Source organism: Rathayibacter sp. PhB127, assembly GCF_003751665.1.
GTDB classification, from domain to species: Bacteria; Actinomycetota; Actinomycetes; order Actinomycetales; family Microbacteriaceae; genus Rathayibacter; species Rathayibacter festucae.
In genome coordinates this window covers 1,932,878-1,950,861 of sequence record NZ_RKHW01000001.1, presented here as the reverse complement: position 1 = coordinate 1,950,861, position 17,984 = coordinate 1,932,878, and the positions used below count along the sequence as shown (strand labels likewise).

The window sequence follows — 17,984 nt, the reverse complement described above, 5'->3', positions numbered from 1 at the left end:
GTCGAGTAGCCCTCGGAGAGGGCGTATCGAGATCCGGCGCGGGTCAGTCGTCGTCGACGACGATGCGGACGCCGGCCGTCGCGATGTCGGCGGCGACCTCCTCCGGGGTCGCGTTGCCGGGGACGGGGGTGCCCGGGATCGACTCGGGCGGGCGCTGCAGGTAGGGGCCGGCGTCCGGCCGCTTGGCGGTGATGAAGTCGCCGGAGGACTGGTGACGCACCCGGCGCAGCACCCAGGGGACGAGGTACTCGCGGGCCCACTTCGCGTCCTCGCGGCGGGCGGCCCGCCAGGTCGGCGTCGGCGCCGGCTCCGGAGCGAACGGGCGGAGGGTGTTCTCGACGTTGAGGGCCTTCAGCACCATCCGCGCCACCTCGTGGTGGCCGTGCGGGTTGAGGTGCAGGCGGTCCGGCGCCCACATCCGCACGTCCTGGATCTCCTGCAGCGACCACTGGTCGGCGACGATGCAGTCGTAGCGCTCGGCCAGCGCACGCAGGTTCTCGTTGAAGATGGCCACCTTGCCGCGGATCCGCGCGAAGACGGGGGAGAAGCTGACGTCGACGCCCGTGAAGAGCACCACCGTCGCGCCGTCCGAGCGCAGCCGCGCCAGTCCCTCCTCGAAGCGGCGGGCGATGTCGTCCGGATCGGTGCCGGGGCGGATCACGTCGTTGCCGCCCGCGGAGATGGTGATCAGGTCCGGGCGCAGCGCGAGAGCCGGCTCGATCTGCTCGTCGACGATCTGCTGCAGCAGCCGCCCGCGCACGGCCAGGTTCGCGTAGGCGAAGTCGTCGTTCTGACTGCCGAGCACCTCCGCGACGCGGTCGGCCCAGCCGCGGTGACCGCCGGGGCTGGAGGGCTCGGGATCGCCGATCCCCTCGGTGAAGGAGTCGCCCAGGGCGACGTAGCGGGACCACGGATGACGCTGCTCGACCATCCCTCCATTCTGCGCTCCGAGCGGGCGGAGGGGGTCCGTCGCCCGGACGATCCCGACACGCCGGGCCCTGCCCCGTGGGTGCGCGGTCCGGCGCCCGGCGTCGGAGGTGTCGGCTAGCCTCGGTCCACGTGAACAGTCCCTCGAACTTCGGTCATCAGGTCGGCACCTCCGCCGCGGAGCACCTGTCCCCGTCGTTCCCCGGCAGGGCGCCGTGGGGCACCGCGAACAAGCTGCGGGCCTGGCAGGCGGAGGCCCTCGAGGCCTACTTCCAGCACGAGCCGCGCGACTTCCTCGCGGCCGCGACGCCCGGCGCCGGCAAGACGACGTTCGCCCTCCGCCTGGCCGCCGAGCTGCTGCACAACCGCACCGTCGACCGCATCACCGTCGTCGCCCCGACCGAGCACCTCAAGCGCCAGTGGGCCGAGGCGGCGCACCGCGTCGGCATCCGGCTCGACCCCACCTTCACCAACCGGATGGGCCGGCACGCCAAGCACTACCACGGCGTCGCCGTCACCTACGCGCAGGTCGCCGTGCGGCCCGAGCTGCACCGCGAGCTGACCCTCTCCGGCCGCTCGCTGGTCATCCTGGACGAGGTGCACCACGGCGGCGACGCGCTGAGCTGGGGCGACGCGATCCGCGAGGCCTTCGAGCCGGCCGCCCGCCGGCTCTCGCTCACCGGGACCCCGTTCCGCTCCGACACCGCGCCGATCCCGTTCGTCAGCTACCTGCCCGATCAGGAGGGCATCCGCACCTCGCTGACCGACTACGCCTACGGCTACGGCCGCGCCCTCGCCGACGGCGTCGTCCGGCCGGTGCTCTTCATGGTCTACGCCGGCCAGATGCGCTGGAAGTCGAAGGCCGGTGACGAGATGGAGGCGCGGCTCGGCGAGGGCAACACCAAGGACATCACGTCGCAGGCCTGGCGGACGGCGCTCGACCCCAAGGGCGAGTGGATCCCCTCCGTCCTGCGCGCGGCGAACACCCGGCTGACCGAGGTGCGCCGCGGGATCCCCGACGCCGGCGGCCTCGTCATCGCGACCGACCACTACGCGGCCCGCGCCTACGCGGCGATGCTCCGCGAGATCAGCGGGCAGCCCGTCACCGTCGTCCTCTCCGACGAGAAGGAGGCGAGCGACCGGATCGAGGAGTTCTCCAAGGGCGACAGCCGGTGGATGGTCGCCGTGCGGATGGTGTCGGAGGGCGTGGACGTGCCGCGCCTGGCCGTCGGCGTCTACGCCACCTCCGCCTCGACCCCGCTGTTCTTCGCACAGGCGATCGGGCGCTTCGTCCGTGCCCGGCGCCGCGGCGAGACCGCCTCGATCTTCCTGCCCAACGTGCCGGGGCTGCTCGCGCTCGCGGGCTCGATGGAGCAGCAGCGCGACCACGCCCTCGACCGCCGCGTCTCGGACGACGAGGAGTACCCCGAGGCCGACCTGATGGCCGACGCGGAGCGCGAGGCCAAGGCGTCCTCCGACCTGCTCGAGGAGGGCCGCTTCGAGTCGCTCGGCTCGGCGGCCACCTTCGACCGCGTGATGTACGAGGGCGCGGAGTTCGGCATGGAGGTGGAGGTCGAGAGCGAGGAGGAGCTCGACTTCATCGGCCTGCCCGGACTGCTCGAGCCCGAGCAGGTGCGCGAGCTGCTGCAGCACCGCCAGCAGCGGCAGGCCAAGCGCGCGGGCGGGCGCGCCGGCGCTCACGGTGCGCAGGCTCCGGTGGAGGCGAAGGAGAGCGAGATTCCCGCGCCGCTCTACCGCACGCTGAAGGAGCAGCGCAGCCTGCTGAACTCGCTCGTCGGGCTCTGGGCGCGCAACACGGGGGAGACCCACGGCCAGGTGCACACCGAGCTGCGCCGGCTCTGCGGCGGGCCCGCGGTCGCTCAGGCGAGCGTGACGCAGCTGCAGGCGCGGATCGATCTGCTGCGCAAGAGGATCGGCTCGCACTGAGCCGCGAGAACGGCGGATCTCTACTGGATGCGCGGCGACCGGTCCAGCCCTCGCCGCGGATCGGCGGGGTCCGTACTGTCTGAGCGTGGCCTCCCCGGAAGCGCGGGAGACACCTCTCGCTAAGCTGGGCAGTCGGTCCGTCGCGAAGGTGACGGACCATCACCCCCGACGTCGGGCATCCGCAGACCGCCCGTCGGCCTCCCCCGGATCGCCCGAGACCAGAACTCAGAGGAGTCTCGTGGAGACCTGGCCCGGAACCGCCTACCCCTTGGGCGCCACCTTCGATGGAAGCGGCACGAACTTCGCCCTCTTCAGCGAGGCCGCCGAGCGCGTCGAGCTGTGCCTCTTCGAGGAGGACGGCACCGAGACGCGCGTCGAGGTGCTCGAGTCGGACGCCTACGTCTGGCACTGCTACCTCCCGCAGGTCCAGCCCGGCCAGCGCTACGGCTACCGCGTCCACGGCGCGTACGACCCGGCCACCGGGCACCGCTGCAACCCGAACAAGCTGCTGCTCGACCCCTACGCGAAGGCCGTCTCGGGCGAGATCGACTGGGACCAGTCGCTCTTCTCGTACACCTTCGGCGACCCGGACTCGACCAACGACGAGGACTCGGCGCCGCACATGATGATGGGCGTGGTCATCAACCCGTTCTTCGACTGGGCCGGCGACCGCCGCCCGCGCACCTCGTACGACAGCACCGTGATCTACGAGGCGCACGTGAAGGGGCTCACCAAGAGCCACCCCGACGTGCCGGAGGAGCTGCGCGGCACCTACGCCGGCGTCGCCCACCCCGCCGTGATCGCGCACCTCAAGCACCTCGGCATCACCGCGCTCGAGCTGATGCCGGTGCATCAGTTCGTCAACGACTCGACGCTGATCGAGAAGGGCCTCTCGAACTACTGGGGCTACAACACGATCGGCTTCTTCGCGCCGCAGAACACCTACACCGCCACCGGCGACCTGGGCCAGCAGGTCCAGGAGTTCAAGAGCATGGTGAAGGCGCTGCACGCCGCCGGCATCGAGGTCATCCTCGACGTGGTCTACAACCACACCGCGGAGGGCAACCACCTCGGCCCGACGCTGTCGTTCCGCGGCATCGACAACGAGGCGTACTACCGCCTGGTCGACGACGACAAGCGCTACTACATGGACTACACCGGCACCGGGAACACCCTCAACGTGCGCCACCCGCACTCGCTGCAGCTGATCATGGACTCGCTGCGCTACTGGGTGACCGAGATGCGCGTCGACGGCTTCCGCTTCGACCTCGCCTCGGCACTGGCTCGCGAGTTCTACGACGTCGACCGGCTCTCCACCTTCTTCGAGCTCGTCCAGCAGGACCCGGTGGTCTCGCAGGTCAAGCTGATCGCCGAGCCGTGGGACGTCGGCCCCGGCGGCTACCAGGTCGGCAACTTCCCGCCGCAGTGGACGGAGTGGAACGGCAAGTACCGCGACACCGTCCGCGACTTCTGGCGCGGCGAGCCCTCGACCCTCGGCGAGTTCGCCTCGCGGCTCACCGGCTCGGCCGACCTCTACGCGCGCTCCGGCCGCTACCCGGTCGCGTCGATCAACTTCGTCACCGCGCACGACGGCTTCACCCTGCGCGACCTCGTCTCCTACAACGAGAAGCACAACGACGCCAACGGCGAGGACGGCAACGACGGCGAGTCGCACAACCGCTCCTGGAACCACGGCGCCGAGGGCCCGACCGACGACCCGAAGGTCCTCGGTCTGCGCGCGCGCCAGCAGCGCAACTTCCTCGCGACGATGCTGATCTCGCAGGGCGTGCCGATGATCCTGCACGGCGACGAGCTCGGCCGCACGCAGAACGGCAACAACAACACCTACGCCCAGGACAGCGAGCTGACCTGGATCGACTGGGAGAAGGCGGACCGGCCGCTGGTGGAGTTCACCGCGGCGCTGATCCGCCTGCGCGCCGAGCACCCGACCTTCCGCCGCGGCCGCTTCTTCGACGGTCGCCCCGTCCTGCGCGGCACCGGCGAGCCGCTGCCGGACATCGTCTGGTTCAAGGCCGACGGCACCGAGATGACGCCGTCGGACTGGGACTCGGGCCTGGACCGCTCGGTCGGCATCTACCTCAACGGCAACGGCATCCGCGAGCGCGACGAGCGCGGCCAGCCGGTCGTCGACGACAGCTTCCTGCTCTACTTCAACGCCGACGACGTGGACGTGGAGTTCACCATCCCGAGCGACGAGTACGCGGTGGAGTGGGCCGTCCTGGTCGACACCGCCGGAGCCGAGGCCGACTCGGTCCCGCGTCCCGCCGGCGCGCTCCTCACCGTGCAGGCGAAGTCGCTCGTGATCCTCCAGGAGCACAGCGCCCCCGAGCCCGAGGTCGACCACTCGGTCGCGGCCTCGCTGGCCTCGCTCGCCGCCACCTCGGCCATCCCGATCATCACCACCACGGGCCACACCAGCCCTCACGAGGAGTCGACCGACTCCGCGACCGCACCCTCGACAGGAGCCTGACGTTGCGACTGCCCGCCTCCACCTACCGACTCCAGATCCGCTCCGGCTTCGATCTCGACGAGGCCGCGACGGTGGCCGACTACGTGCGCTCCCTCGGCGCCGACTGGCTGTACTTCTCCCCGCTGCTGACCGCCGAGCCCGGCTCGGACCACGGCTACGACGTCGTCGACCACTCGCAGGTCGACCCGGCGCGCGGCGGCGGCGAGGGCCTCGCCCACGCCGCCGCGGCGGCCAAGAAGGAGGGCCTCGGCGTCCTCATCGACATCGTGCCGAACCACATGGGCGTCGCGACGCCGGTGGAGAACGCGTGGTGGTGGGATCTGCTGAAGCACGGCCGCGACTCCCGCTACGCCGAGGCCTTCGACATCGACTGGGCGGCGGGCGCCGGCAAGCTGCGTGTGCCGATCCTCGGTGACGGAGCCTCCGAAGGCGACAGCGACAGCGAGCTGGACGCGCTCGAAGTCGTCGGCGACGAGCTGCACTACTACGAGAACCGCCTGCCGATCGCGCCCGGCACCGCCGAGTCCGGCGACTCCGGCCGCACCGTGCACGCCCGGCAGAGCTACGAGCTGGTCAACTGGCGCCGCGCCGACGCCGAGCTGAACTACCGCCGCTTCTTCGCGGTCAACACCCTCGCCGCGATCACGGTCGAGCGGCCCGAGGTCTTCGAGGCCTCGCACCGCGAGATCGTCCGCTGGTTCACCGAGGGCCTGGCCGACGGCCTGCGCGTCGACCACCCGGACGGCCTGGCCGACCCGGGCGGCTACCTGGACGACCTCGCCCGCGCCATCGACGGCGCGCCGGTCTGGGTCGAGAAGATCCTCGAGGGCGACGAGCAGCTGCCCGCGCACTGGGCGACCGTGGGCACCACCGGCTACGACGCGCTCGCCGACATCGACCGCATCCTCGTCGACCCCGACGCCCGTCCGGTGCTCGAGGGCCTGGACGCGGAGCTGGGCGACGGCGGCGAGCCGGTGGACTGGGCCGACCTGATCCACGACACCAAGCGCGGCATAGCCGACGGCATCCTCCGCTCCGAGGTGCTGCGCCTGGCCCGGCTCATCCCGCAGGTCGACGGCGCGGACGACGCGATCGCCGAGCTGCTCGCGACCTTCCCGGTCTACCGCAGCTACCTGCCCTACGGCGGCGAGCACCTCGAGCACGCTCGACTCGATGCGCGGCACCGCCGCCCCGAGATCGCCGCGACGATCGACGAGGTCGCCGCGCTGCTCGAGGAGACCGGCACCCCCGTGTCGGTCCGCTTCCAGCAGACCTCCGGCATGGTGATGGCGAAGGGCGTCGAGGACACGGCGTTCTACCGCTACAGCCGCCTCACCTCGCTCAACGAGGTCGGCGCCGACCCGGACGAGTTCGCGATCGACCTGGAGGAGTTCCACCGCCGCCAGGGCGTCCGCCAGGCGTCCTTCCCGGCCTCGCTCACCACGCTGTCGACGCACGACACCAAGCGCGGCGAGGACACCCGCGCCCGCATCACCGCCCTCGCGGAGGACGCCGAGGCCTGGGCCGAGACGCTCCGCTCGCTGCACGAGCACGCCGGCTTCGGCGACGGACCGGTCGAGCACCTGCTCTGGGAGGCGATCGTCGGCACCTGGCCCGCGTCCCGCGAGCGCCTGCACGCCTACGCCGAGAAGGCGTCGCGCGAGGCCGGCAGCTCGACGAAGTGGACGGCTCCGGACGAGGCGTTCGAGAAGCGGATGCACGCGGCGGTCGACGCCGCCTTCGACGACGCGGCCGTGCGCCGCCTGATCGAGGACACCGTGGCGCGCGTCTCGGCCGACGGCTGGTCGAACAGCCTCTCGGCCAAGCTCGTCCAGCTGACGGCGCCGGGCATCCCGGACGTCTACCAGGGCAGCGAGCTGTGGGAGACGTCGCTCGTCGACCCCGACAACCGCCGCCCGGTCGACTTCGCCGAGCGCCGGGCGCTCCTCGAGCGGATCGACGGCGGCTGGCTGCCGGAGATCGACGCGGAGGGCGCGGCCAAGCTGCTCGTCACCTCGCGGGCCCTGCGCCTGCGCCGCGATCGGCCGGAGCTGTTCACGCGCTACGCCGCCGTCCCCGCCATCGGGCCGGCCGCCGAGCACGCGATCGCCTTCGACCGCGGCGGTGCGCTGACGGTCGCCACCCGCCTGCCCGCGCGGCTCGCGGCCGAGGGCGGCTGGGGCGAGACCCTGATCGTCCTGCCCGGGCACCCGGTCGTGGACGTCCTCACCGGGCGCACCTTCGCCGGCGGGCCGACCGCCGTCGCGGAGATCCTCGGCGGCGGCTACCCGGTCGCCCTGCTCGCGCCGGTCGCCTGACCCGGCGAGTCCCCTCCTGCCGACCCCGTTCCAACGACCCTGGAGAAACCCGTGATCAGCACGACGCCCTACCGCTACGCCCTGCCCGTCTCCGGACCCGAGCGCTTCGACGTGTGGGCGCCCGAGGCGTCCTCCGTCGAGCTCGCCCTGGGTGCGGGCGGGACGGTCGCGATGGCCCGCTTCGGCGACGAGGGCTGGTGGCGGGTCTCCGGGTCGGTCGCCGCGACCGGCGAGGTCGACTACGGCTACCTGGTCGACGGCAAGGGGCCGTTCCCGGACCCGCGCTCGCGCCGCCAGCCCCGCGGAGTCCACGAGCTCTCCCGCAGCTACGACCCGAGCGCGTTCGAGTGGGCCGACCAGGCCTGGACGGGCCGCCAGCTGGCGGGGGCCGTGATCTACGAGCTGCACATCGGCACCTTCACCCCCGAGGGCACGCTCGATTCGGCCGTCGGCCGGCTGGAGCACCTGCGCTCGATCGGCGTCGACTTCATCGAGATCCTCCCGGTCAACGCGGTGAACGGCACGCACAACTGGGGCTACGACGGTGTCCTCTGGTACGCCGTCTCGGAGGCCTACGGCGGACCGGAGGCGTACCAGCGCTTCGTCGACGCGGCGCACCGCGCGGGACTGGGCATCGTGCAGGACGTGGTCTACAACCACCTCGGCCCGAGCGGCAACTACCTGCCCGAGTTCGGCCCGTACCTGAAGAACGAGAAGGCCAACACCTGGGGAAGCTCGATCAACCTCGACGGGGAGGGCTCGGACGTCGTCCGCGGCTACATCCTCGACAACGCGCTGATGTGGCTGCGCGACTACCACGTCGACGCCCTGCGCCTCGACGCGGTGCACGCCCTCTCGGACGAGCGCGCCGTGCACGTGCTCGAGGAGATGGCCGCCGAGGTCGCCGTGCTCTCGGCCGACGTCGGGCGCCCGCTGACCCTGATCGCGGAGTCGGACCTCAACGACCCGAAGCTGATCACCCCGCGCGAGGCGGGCGGCTACGGGCTCGACGCGCAGTGGAGCGACGACTTCCACCACGCCGTGCACGTCGCCCTCACCGGCGAGACGACCGGCTACTACGAGGACTTCGCGCCGCTCGGCGCGCTCGGCAAGGTCCTCACCCGCGGCTTCTTCCACGACGGCACCCTCTCCACGTTCCGCGGCCGGCACCACGGACGCCCGATCGACACCGAGCGGATGCCGACCTGGCGCCTCGTGGTCTGCAGCCAGAACCACGACCAGATCGGCAACCGGGCGATCGGCGACAGGCTGACCGCGACCCTCGACGAGGGTCGGCTGGCGATCGCCGCCGCGCTGACGCTGCTCGGCCCGTTCACCCCGATGCTCTTCATGGGCGAGGAGTGGGCGGCGTCCACGCCGTGGCAGTTCTTCACCTCGCACCCGGAGAAGGATCTGGGCGAGGCGACAGCGAAGGGCCGCATCGCGGAGTTCGCGAAGATGGGCTGGGACCCGGAGGTCGTACCCGACCCGCAGGACCCCGAGACGTTCGAGCGCTCCAAGCTCGACTGGTCCGAGGCGGAGGAGGGGCGTGGTGCGCGCACCCTCGCCGTCTACCGCGAGCTGGCGGCGCTGCGCCGCCGCTTCCCCGAGCTGACCGACCCGCGCTTCGGCTCCGTGCGTGTCGAGCTCGACGAGGACGAGCGCTGGCTCACCCTGGGCCGTGGCCGGGTGACGATCGCGATCAACGTCGGCGAGTCGTCGGCGCGGGTCCCGCTGCCCGAGGTGGCGGAGTCGCTCCTCGCCGTGGGCGAGTACGCGGTCCAGCCCGGCGACACCGAGGTCGACCTCGGCGCGTCCTCGCTGCTGATCACGCTCGGCGACGCCGAGTAGGCGCCGGTCGCGCGCCGGTCCGAGTCGATTCGGGCCGACGCGCGTTTCGTTCTTCCCGTTCACCGGGCCGCCGTCGCCCGTGCCCGTGCCCGAGCCCGTGCTCGCCGCCGCCCGCCGGAGACCTGTCAGCGGGCCGGCACGGAGTGCTCGGCGTCGGCGATGATCCGCACGCCGTCGTCGTGCACGAGCAGCAGGGCACGCAGCGGCATGGCCCGCCGGTGGCAGGCGGCGCTCAGCTGGCGGGCGAGCACCCGGTCGGTCTCGCCGAGGAACGCCCGGCCCGGGCGCTCGAGTGCGAACGCGAGCGAGCCGACGTCGTGATGCGCGACCGCTTTCGCGAGGGTCGCGACGATGCGCTCGGTCTTCTCCTCGTCGGGGTGCACGGGGAGTCCGTCCACCGGGTAGAGGATGGGCAGCTGGTAGCCGGCCCGGTCGAGCAGGATCGGCCAGAGCGCACGACGGTAGGCGGGCCCGATGAGGGACGAGACGCGCTCGCGCAGGTCCCGGTCGTCGCGCAGCGGCACGTCGAGCGCCGAGGGGTGGAGGGCGTGGTCCGTGTTCGTCATGGTGTCGCTTTCTCGCGGGTGATGCGGGCGCGGAAGCGCTCGCGGTGCTGGGGCGGTCGTGGTCCGACGGGCGGTCATCGGAAGTTGCGGGCGGTGGTCCGGGCGGTGACCGACAGCGCCTCGAAGCGATCGGCGAGGAGGTTGGTCACCCCCTCGTCGGAGCGCTCGAGGATCCCGCGGATGAGGAGGGCGGGAGCCTCGCGCGCGGTGCGCCGGTAGCGGTTCCATACTCCGACGGAGCAGATGACGTTGAGGATCCCGTGCTCGTCCTCGAGGTTCATGAAGGTCACTCCGGCGGCTGTGGAGGGACGTTGGCGGTGGATCACGACCCCGCCGACCTCGATCCGGGTGCCCGAGGGCGTGCCGGGCAGGTCGGCCGTGGACCGCGCTCCCCGGCGGGTGAGGCTCTCCCTCAGATGCCGGAGCGGGTGGTCGTCGGGCGAGATGCCGGTGGCCCAGAAGTCGAAGACGACCCGCTCCTGCGCCGAGAGCATCGGCAGCAGCGGCGGCTGGACGGCGACGATCGAGTCGGGGAGGAACTCCTGGCGGTCGGCGGCGGCGGAGCCCGCCTCCCAGAGCGCCTGGCGGCGCTGGAGCCCGAGCGAGTCGAACGATCCCGCGGCGCCGAGCGCTTCGAGCTGGGTCGCATTCAGTCCCACGCGGCGCGACAGGTCGGCCATGCTCGCGTAGGGCCCGCCGCGCTCCCGCTCGGCGACGATGTGCTCGGCCAGCGCGGTGCCGATGCCCTTCACCCCGGCGAGGCCGAGGCGGATGACGAAGCCGGCGTCGCGGCGGTGGTCGTCGGTGTCGAAGTGCTGCGACCGGTCGAAGAGGCCCGTCGGCGCCTGCTCGGCGGAGAGGCAGGAGTCCTGCCCGTGCGCCGCGCCGCCCCGCCGCGGTGCCGGCGGCCCGTCGAGCGCCTCGAGTCCGGGGTGCGACAGCGAGCGGTTGACATCGGGGGACTCGACGCGGACGCCGTGCCGACGGGCGTCGGCGACCAGGGTGTGCGGGGCGTAGAAGCCCATCGGCTGAGCCCGGAGCAGGGCCGCGGTGAAGGCGGCCGGGTAGTGCAGGCGCAGCCAGGCACTGGCGTACACCAGCAGCGCGAAGCTGATCGCGTGGCTCTCGGCGAAGCCGAAGTTGGCGAAGGCCTGGATCCGTCGGTAGATGTCGTCGGCGACCTCGTCGGTGATCCCGTTGCGGGCCATGCCCTCGTAGAGCCGCTCCCGGAGCGACTCGATCTTCTCGGTGCCGCGCTTGGAGCCCATCGCGCGGCGCAGCAGGTCCGCGTCCTCCGCGCTGCAGTCGCCGACCGCCACCGCGACCTGCATCAGCTGCTCCTGGAACAGCGGCACGCCGAGCGTGCGCTTGAGCGGCGTGACCAGCAGGGGGTGCTGGTAGGTGATCGGCTCCTCGCCGAGCTTCCGCCGGATGTAGGGGTGCACCGCGCCGCCCTGGATCGGACCGGGGCGGATCAGCGCCACCTCGATCACGAGGTCGTAGAAGCGCCGCGGCTGGAGCCGGGGGAGGGTGCCCATCTGCGCGCGGCTCTCGACCTGGAACACCCCGATGGAGTCGGCCCGGCAGAGCTGGTCGTAGACGCCCTTCTCCTCGCGCGGGATCGTCGAGAGGTCCCACTTCTCGCCGACGTGCTCGGCCACGAGGTCGAAGGTGTACTGCAGGGCGGCGAGCATCCCCAGCCCGAGCAGGTCGAACTTGACCAGGCCCATCCAGGCGCAGTCGTCCTTGTCCCACTGCAGGACGGTGCGCTTCTCCATCCGGGCGGGCTCGATCGGGCAGACCTCGCCGACCGGCCGGTCGGTGAGCACCATGCCGCCGGAGTGGATGCCCAAGTGCCGGGGCGTGCCGAGCACCTTCTTGGTCAGGGCGACGACGTCGTCCGGGATGTCGTGCTCGGGGCTCTCGGTGATCGAGCCCCAGTGCTCGATCTGCTTCGACCAGCCGTCCTGCTGCCCGGCGCTGTAGCCCAGCGCCTTCGCCATGTCCCGGACGGCGAACTTGGGGCGGTAGGTGATGACGTTGGCCACCTGCGCCGCGTTCAGCCGCCCGTACTTCTCGTAGACGTGCTGGATGACCTCCTCGCGCCGCTCGGAGTCGAAGTCGACGTCGATGTCGGGCTCCTCGTCGCGGATGCTGGAGAGGAACCGCTCGAAGGGCAGCCCGTAGAAGATCGAGTCCACCGCAGTGATCCCGAGGACGTAGCAGACCGCCGAGTTGGCGGCCGAGCCGCGGCCCTGGCAGAGGATCCCGCGGCCCTTCGCGAAGTGCACGATGTCGTGGACGATGAGGAAGTAGCCAGGGAAGTCCTTGGCCTCGATCACCGCGAGCTCCTTCTCGAGGCGCTCGTGCACGTCGGAGTCGGCGCCCGGGTACTTCGTCGGCACCGCGAGCTGCACCAGGTGGCGCAGCCAGCTCATCGGGGTGTGCCCCTCGGGAACGTCCTGCCGGGGCAGCCGGGGGCGGACCCGGCCGAGCTCGAAGGCGATCTCGTCGGCGATCAGCACGGTGTTCTCGACGGAGCCGGGGTAGCGGGAGAAGCGCTCGGCCATCTCGGCACCCGAGCGCAGGTGGGCGCCGCCGGCGGCGGGCAGCCAGCCGTCCATCTCGTCGAGGCTCCGCCGGGCGCGGACCGCGGCCAGCGCCGTCTGCAGGGGCCGGTCCTCGGGCCGGGCGTAGTGCACGTTGCCGGTGGCGACGAGGCGCAGCTGCAGCCGCTCGGCGATGCCGGCGAGCTGGTCGTTGTGCAGGGAGGCGAGCGGGTCGCCGTGGTCGAAGAGCTCGACGAGGACGTTGCGGGCGCCGAAGAGGGCCACGAGCTCGCGCACCTCCTCCTCCGCCGCCGCCACGCCGCTCGCGACCAGGGCCTGCCGGACGGCGCCCTTCCGGCAGCCGGTCAGCACGATCCAGTGGCCGTCGGCGGCCCGGGCGAGCTCCTCGAGGTCGTAGCTGGGCTTGCCCTTCTCGGCGCCGGCGAGCTGGGCGGTGGTGATCGCGCGGGCGAGCCGGTGATAGCCCTCCTCCCGGCGGGCCAGGACGAGCAGGTGCGTGCCCTCGGGATCGGCGACGCCGTTCTGCGGGGCGCGGAGCCCGAGCGAGAGCTCGGCGCCGAAGGCGGTGCGGACGCCGTGGTCCTGCGCGGCCTCCGCCATCCGGACGATCCCGTAGAGCCCGTCGTGGTCGGTGAGGGCGAGGGTGTCGATGCCGAGCCGGACGGCCTCCTCGATCAGCTCCTCCGGCTTGCTGGCGCCGTCGAGGAAGCTGAAGTGCGAGTGCGCGTGCAGCTCGGCGTAGGGCACCTTCTCGTCCGGCGGACGGACGTCGGCGCCGGGCGTGTAGGCGGGGCGCTTGTGCGACCAGGCGGGGCTGTCGCCGCCGTCGCCGCGGACGGTCGTGCCGTCGCTCCGGGTCGTGCTGGAGAGGCGGCGCTCGAACTCCGACCAGGGGATCGGGGGGTTGTTCCAGCCCATCGGGGGCTCCTTCGGTCGTCGTGCTCGGGAGGATCGGATCGCGGCCGTCAGCGGCCGGGGGAGTCAGTCGTAGCGGGCCTCGGCCGCCCACTCCCCGTCGAGGCAGAGCAGCAGCCAGGCGACCCCGTCGGAGTCGACGATCTGGAAGCGGTCGTAGCGGACTGCTGTTCGCGCGTCCCACCACCGCTCGTCGATCGGCCAGGGACCGGCCCACCCCGTCACCGGCTGCAGGCGGGCCTGCGAGGAGCCGGGCGCGAAGTAAGCGGGGACGGAGGTGAGGGAGCCGCGGTCGTCGACCGAGACCGGCTCGCCGCGGGGCCCGCGGACCAGGACTGCCGCCGGCTCGGCGAAGACCGTGGGCGGCAGGGGCGGCGGCAGCGCCCCCGGCCAGGGCAGCCCGCGCGGCCGGGCGTCGCCCGGCTCCCTGTCCCCCCAGGGGATCAGGTGCTGGCGGTCGCGCAGCGACCGGCCCCCGCCCACCGACGCGGTGACGACGGCCTCGTGGCCGAGCATGCTCTGCACGCGGCTGAGACCGTGGTGCACCCGCTCCTCGGGAGCCGTGCCCCAGAGCCCTTGCTCGTGGTTCCCGATCGCGTCGACCGCCTCCGGCTCGACCGACAGCCGGGCGATCGGCGAGCCGAGCCCGGCGTCGATCGCGCCGTTGCCCTGCAGCTGCCAGCGCACGCGGTCGACGACGTCGCCGGGGGTGAACCAGCGCGGGTGCAGCCAGCTGCGGGAGGACACCTCGCCGCGGTCGCTGACGACCTCGATCCTGATCGCGGTCGCCACCAGCTGCGCCCGGGTGAGCCCGTCGACGAACTCCTCCGCCGGGACGCGGAAGGCGAAGGCCGCCTGGTCGATCCGGTCCAGCGGCGGCTCGAACTCGAGCACCCGGTCGAGCCGCTCGGGCGGGAGCCGCGGGACGACCGTCTCGGTCTCGGCGCCCGAGGCCAGCACGTGCGCGCGCGCCCCCTCGGGGCCGAAGCGCGCGGAGACGTCGTCCCGCGGCAGCTGCGCGAAGGCGCCGAGCGTCCGGACTCCCAGCCGGCGCAGCAGGGCGATGAGGTCCTCGCCCTTGCCGGTCGTGCGGGTGCGCGCGCCGACGGCCTCGGTCTCGAGGGCGTCGAGCGGCAGGGGCGCGAGGAACGCGGCGCTCTCTCCCGCCGGCACGATCGCGACCGCAGTGCCGGAGTGCTTGGCCGCGAGCTCGGACGCGAAGAGTCCGTCGGCGATGCCGGCCCGCGCGAGCGGCACGCCCAGCTCGGCGAGCCGCTGGAGCACGGCCTCGGCCGCCGACTGCTCGCTGCCGTAGTAGCGGCGCGGCCCGCGGGCGCGGATCGCGCAGAGACCGGGCCGGATCAGCTGCACGCCCGGGGTGATCTCCTCCAGCGCCTGGACGAGCGGCTCGAAGGCGCGGTGATCGAGCACCGGGTCGTAGGGGAGCACGGCGAGCCCGGTGCAGCGCGACTGGGCCTCGCGGATCCGCATGCCGCGGCGCACGCCCTCCGCTCGCGCACCGGGGGAGCAGGCGAAGACGAGGCTCTTCTCGGTGAGCGCGAGCGGGGTCTCCGCGTCGATCCCGGCGTCCGCCGCGGCGGCGAGCAGGGGCCAGTCGGGGCACCAGACCAGGATCGTGCGGCGAAGCTCGAGAGCGCCTGCGGAACGGGTCATCTCAGACCGCCCGCTCGTGCAGGGTGCGCTCCTGCAGATGCGAGGGCCCGCCCAGCACGCCGAAGGGGCGCCCGGTGCCGGGCATGCTCATCCGCACGGTGCGCACCCGCGTCCCGGCGCGGCCGACGACGTCGACGAGCGCCTCGCGGGTGCGCAGGTAGCCGTGGCCGGCGCCGAGCCCCTCCCAGCGGCTGCTGCGGATGCTGAGCCGCGCCTCGGCCTGGGGCCACTCGCCGAGGACGACGAGCGCCGCCCCGCGCTGCCGCAGCCGTGCGCCCAGCCGGGAGACGTCGGCCGAGGAGACGGAGGCGGGCGGGCGGGTCAGCACGACGGTGAGGACGTCGACCAGGGCCGCGGTGACGGTGAGCCAGTGCTCGGCGGGGGAGGGCACGAGCACGAGCCGCTCGAGGTCGATCCCCAGGCCGGCCGCCGCCTCGGCGCCGAACTCGGGGACGCCGACGACGCCGCACCAGGCACCCTCGGACGACGGCCCGGCCAGCAGACCCATGGCCAGGCTCATCGAGCCCTCGACCGAGTAGGCGGCGCCCTGCTTGAGCGAGCCGCCCGGCAGCACCGAGGCGAAGGCCGGCAGCGTCGCCAGGCTCTTCGACTCGAGCGTCGTCGCCTGCATGTCGCGGATCCGCGACTGCAGCTCCTTCACCGACGCGAGCTGCCGCAGCAGCGGTTCCGCGGTGTCGGCGACCCCCTGCGAGGGGTGCTGTGAAGGGGGGCTCATCAACCCATGTTCGAACATGTGTTCGAGTATGTCAATCGCCACCGACATCCGCCGCGCCGGGTGCCGGAGCACGTGGAGAAGGCCCCGGATCGCCCCCTGTGGAGGAGCCCGGGGCTCGCCGCGCTACCCCTCCGCGGACCCCGTCACGCGCAGTCCGTGACCGAACCGGAACAGCGGATCCGCGGTGTCGAACGGCACGTCCGGCCGGCGGGCCGCCGCGGCGGCCATCGAGCGCGGAAGGTCCATCGGTAGTGTTCCACGGGCCTCCGACACTCCGAAGACGACGTCGAGCACCGCGGCCCCCGACGCGCCGAAGTCACCGAGCAGCGCCGCCGCGGAGTCGATCATCGGAGTGAGGATCGCCGGCCGGTCCAGGAACACGTCGACGACCGTCGGCACCTGTGACGCCACAGCCAGGACGTGCTCCACGACGTCGTCCGGGAAGTCGAGCGAGCCGGCGTGGAAGACGTTCTCGAACGCGGTCGCGCGCTGCTCGAAGGGCGCCTGCAGCCGGATCACCGCGAGCTCCGCCTCCTCCGGAGACCCGACGACGGTGCCGTACCCCGCGGCGACGACCGGATCGATCCCCTCGACGTACAGCCGCAGCCCCTGCCGCGCCGGCAGGACGCCGTCCTGCGCGAGGACCGTGATCGCCGCGCGCTGGGCGGCCTCGCCCGCCGCGCGGAACTCCGCCGAGCCGACGACCACCTCGGCGGCAGCCGGATCCACCGCGCGCGAGTCGAACAGCCCGAGCACGAACTTCTCCCGCAGCAGCCGACGCACGGACACGTCGAGCCGCTCCTCGGCGACCGTCCCGTCCCGGACCAGGGCGACCAGCGTCTCCGGGATCGACTCGCCGCCGAACTGGTCGACACCGGCCTCGAGTGCCTTCGCCATCCGCTCCGGCACCGACAGGTGCTCGACGCCCCAGGCGCGCGCCACGTGGTGGTCGCCCATGATGTCGGAGTCCGAGAGCAGTCCCCAGTCCGTGCAGACGATGCCGTCGAAGCCGAACCGCTCGCGCAGCAGCCCCGTGATCACCGAGCGGTTGAAGCCGAAGCCCACCTCCTCGTGCTCGGTCCCGACCGGCATCCCGTAGTACGGCATGATCTGGCTCGTGCCCGCCTCGAAGGCCTTCACGAAGGGCTGCAGGTGGTACTCGGCGTTGCCGCCCGGGTAGACCTGCTCCCGCCCGTACGGGAAGTGCGGGTCCTCGCCGTCCTTCTGCGGTCCGCCGCCGGGGAAGTGCTTGGTCATCGTCGCGACCGACTGCGCCCCGAGCGACTCGCCCTGGAAGCCGCGGATGTACGCGGCGCCGAGCCGCCCGGTGAGCTCGGCGTCCTCGCCGAACGTGCCGACCTGCCGCGCCCAGCGCGACTCGGTCGCCAGGTCGATCTGCGGGTGCAGCGCGACCCGCAGGCCCACGGCGAGGTACTCCCGGCGGGCGATGTCGCCGAAGCGCTCGACCAGGTCCTCGTCGCCGATCGCGGCGAGGCCGAGGGGCTCCGGCCACTGCGAGAACGCCTCCGCCTGCGCCCCGGTGCCGGGGTTGTCGGTGAAGGAGTGGCGCGGATCGGTGGAGAGGGTCACGGGGATCCCGAGCCGGCTCGACGACGCCAGCTCCTGGACCCGGTTGTGCCACTCGGCGAGCTCGCGCGCCGTGGCGGTCCCGCCGCCGAGCAGGTTGAAGTGCGACATCCGCTTCTGGAGCACCATCGTCGCGGTCGAGGGCAGTCCGAACGCGCCGTCCTCGGCGAGCGCTCCGCCCTCGCCCATCACGACCATGGTCTGGAAGAAGAGCCCGGCCTTCTCCTCGAGCGTCATCTGGCCGAGCAGGATGTCGACCCGCTCGGCCACGGGGCGCAGCGGGTCGAGGTAGCGGCGATCGACCTGCTCGTCGAGCGGCTCACCGGCGGGGGATGACGTCGATGTCATGGGGGCGTCCTTCCGAAGGGGAGCCCTCGTCGGCTCCGCGAGAAGGATACGCCG

10 protein-coding genes are annotated in these 17,984 nt (G+C 72.7%); 4 read left to right on the top strand and 6 right to left on the bottom strand.

Annotation, left to right across the window (positions count from 1 at the left end; translation table 11 throughout):
- Window positions 1-43 precede the first annotated feature (43 nt).
- Window positions 44-931 (bottom strand): SGNH/GDSL hydrolase family protein, encoded by an 888-nt coding sequence (locus EDF22_RS09350; RefSeq protein WP_123704257.1) that lies wholly within the window; start codon window positions 929-931, stop codon window positions 44-46.
- A gap of 128 nt (window positions 932-1,059) precedes the next feature.
- On the opposite strand from EDF22_RS09350, the gene EDF22_RS09345 reads away from it, so the two are divergent.
- The 4 genes from EDF22_RS09345 to treZ all read left to right on the top strand — a co-directional run bounded on the left by EDF22_RS09345 (window position 1,060) and on the right by treZ (window position 9,534).
- Window positions 1,060-2,874: a DEAD/DEAH box helicase gene (locus EDF22_RS09345; RefSeq protein ID WP_123704255.1), complete on the top strand. Its 1,815-nt coding sequence runs from the start codon at window positions 1,060-1,062 to the stop codon at window positions 2,872-2,874.
- A gap of 238 nt (window positions 2,875-3,112) precedes the next feature.
- Window positions 3,113-5,365 (top strand): glycogen debranching protein GlgX, encoded by a 2,253-nt coding sequence (gene glgX / locus EDF22_RS09340; protein WP_123704253.1) that lies wholly within the window; start codon window positions 3,113-3,115, stop codon window positions 5,363-5,365.
- Window positions 5,366-5,367: 2 nt separating this feature from the next.
- Window positions 5,368-7,683, top strand: coding sequence for a malto-oligosyltrehalose synthase (treY, locus tag EDF22_RS09335; protein WP_123704250.1), 2,316 nt, complete (start codon window positions 5,368-5,370; stop codon window positions 7,681-7,683).
- A gap of 51 nt (window positions 7,684-7,734) precedes the next feature.
- On the top strand, window positions 7,735-9,534 hold the full coding sequence (gene treZ, locus EDF22_RS09330) for a malto-oligosyltrehalose trehalohydrolase (protein ID WP_260303370.1): 1,800 nt from the start codon (window positions 7,735-7,737) through the stop codon (window positions 9,532-9,534).
- Window positions 9,535-9,659: 125 nt separating this feature from the next.
- Here treZ and EDF22_RS09325 read toward each other — a convergent pair whose 3' ends face one another.
- The 5 genes from EDF22_RS09325 to EDF22_RS09305 all read right to left on the bottom strand — a co-directional run bounded on the left by EDF22_RS09325 (window position 9,660) and on the right by EDF22_RS09305 (window position 17,930).
- Window positions 9,660-10,100, bottom strand: a complete 441-nt coding sequence (locus tag EDF22_RS09325; protein WP_123704248.1) for a hypothetical protein — start codon at window positions 10,098-10,100, stop codon at window positions 9,660-9,662.
- A gap of 74 nt (window positions 10,101-10,174) precedes the next feature.
- Window positions 10,175-13,588: an error-prone DNA polymerase gene (locus EDF22_RS09320; RefSeq protein WP_123704246.1), complete on the bottom strand. Its 3,414-nt coding sequence runs from the start codon at window positions 13,586-13,588 to the stop codon at window positions 10,175-10,177.
- A 63-nt stretch (window positions 13,589-13,651) separates the two neighbouring features.
- Window positions 13,652-15,259, bottom strand: coding sequence for a DNA polymerase Y family protein (locus EDF22_RS09315; protein ID WP_123704244.1), 1,608 nt, complete (start codon window positions 15,257-15,259; stop codon window positions 13,652-13,654).
- A 1-nt stretch (window position 15,260) separates the two neighbouring features.
- The gene (locus EDF22_RS09310; protein ID WP_123704242.1) at window positions 15,261-15,995 is read right to left on the bottom strand and encodes a hypothetical protein; all 735 of its coding nucleotides are present in this window, start codon (window positions 15,993-15,995) and stop codon (window positions 15,261-15,263) included.
- A 123-nt stretch (window positions 15,996-16,118) separates the two neighbouring features.
- A complete protein-coding gene (locus EDF22_RS09305) occupies window positions 16,119-17,930 on the bottom strand; it encodes a glycoside hydrolase family 3 protein (RefSeq protein ID WP_123704240.1) in 1,812 nt (603 codons plus the stop codon).
- Window positions 17,931-17,984: the final 54 nt, after the last annotated feature.

Excerpts from the sequence above, each read along its gene's own strand:
- EDF22_RS09310 (WP_123704242.1), bottom strand. The coding sequence starts at position 15,995 with ATGAGCCCCCCTTCACAGCACCCCTCGCAGGGGGTCGCCGACACCGCG.
- EDF22_RS09315 (WP_123704244.1), bottom strand. The coding sequence starts at position 15,259 with ATGACCCGTTCCGCAGGCGCTCTCGAGCTTCGCCGCACGATCCTGGTC.
- EDF22_RS09320 (WP_123704246.1), bottom strand. The coding sequence starts at position 13,588 with ATGGGCTGGAACAACCCCCCGATCCCCTGGTCGGAGTTCGAGCGCCGC.
- EDF22_RS09305 (WP_123704240.1), bottom strand. The coding sequence starts at position 17,930 with ATGACATCGACGTCATCCCCCGCCGGTGAGCCGCTCGACGAGCAGGTC.
- EDF22_RS09325 (WP_123704248.1), bottom strand. The coding sequence starts at position 10,100 with ATGACGAACACGGACCACGCCCTCCACCCCTCGGCGCTCGACGTGCCG.
- EDF22_RS09350 (WP_123704257.1), bottom strand. The coding sequence starts at position 931 with ATGGTCGAGCAGCGTCATCCGTGGTCCCGCTACGTCGCCCTGGGCGAC.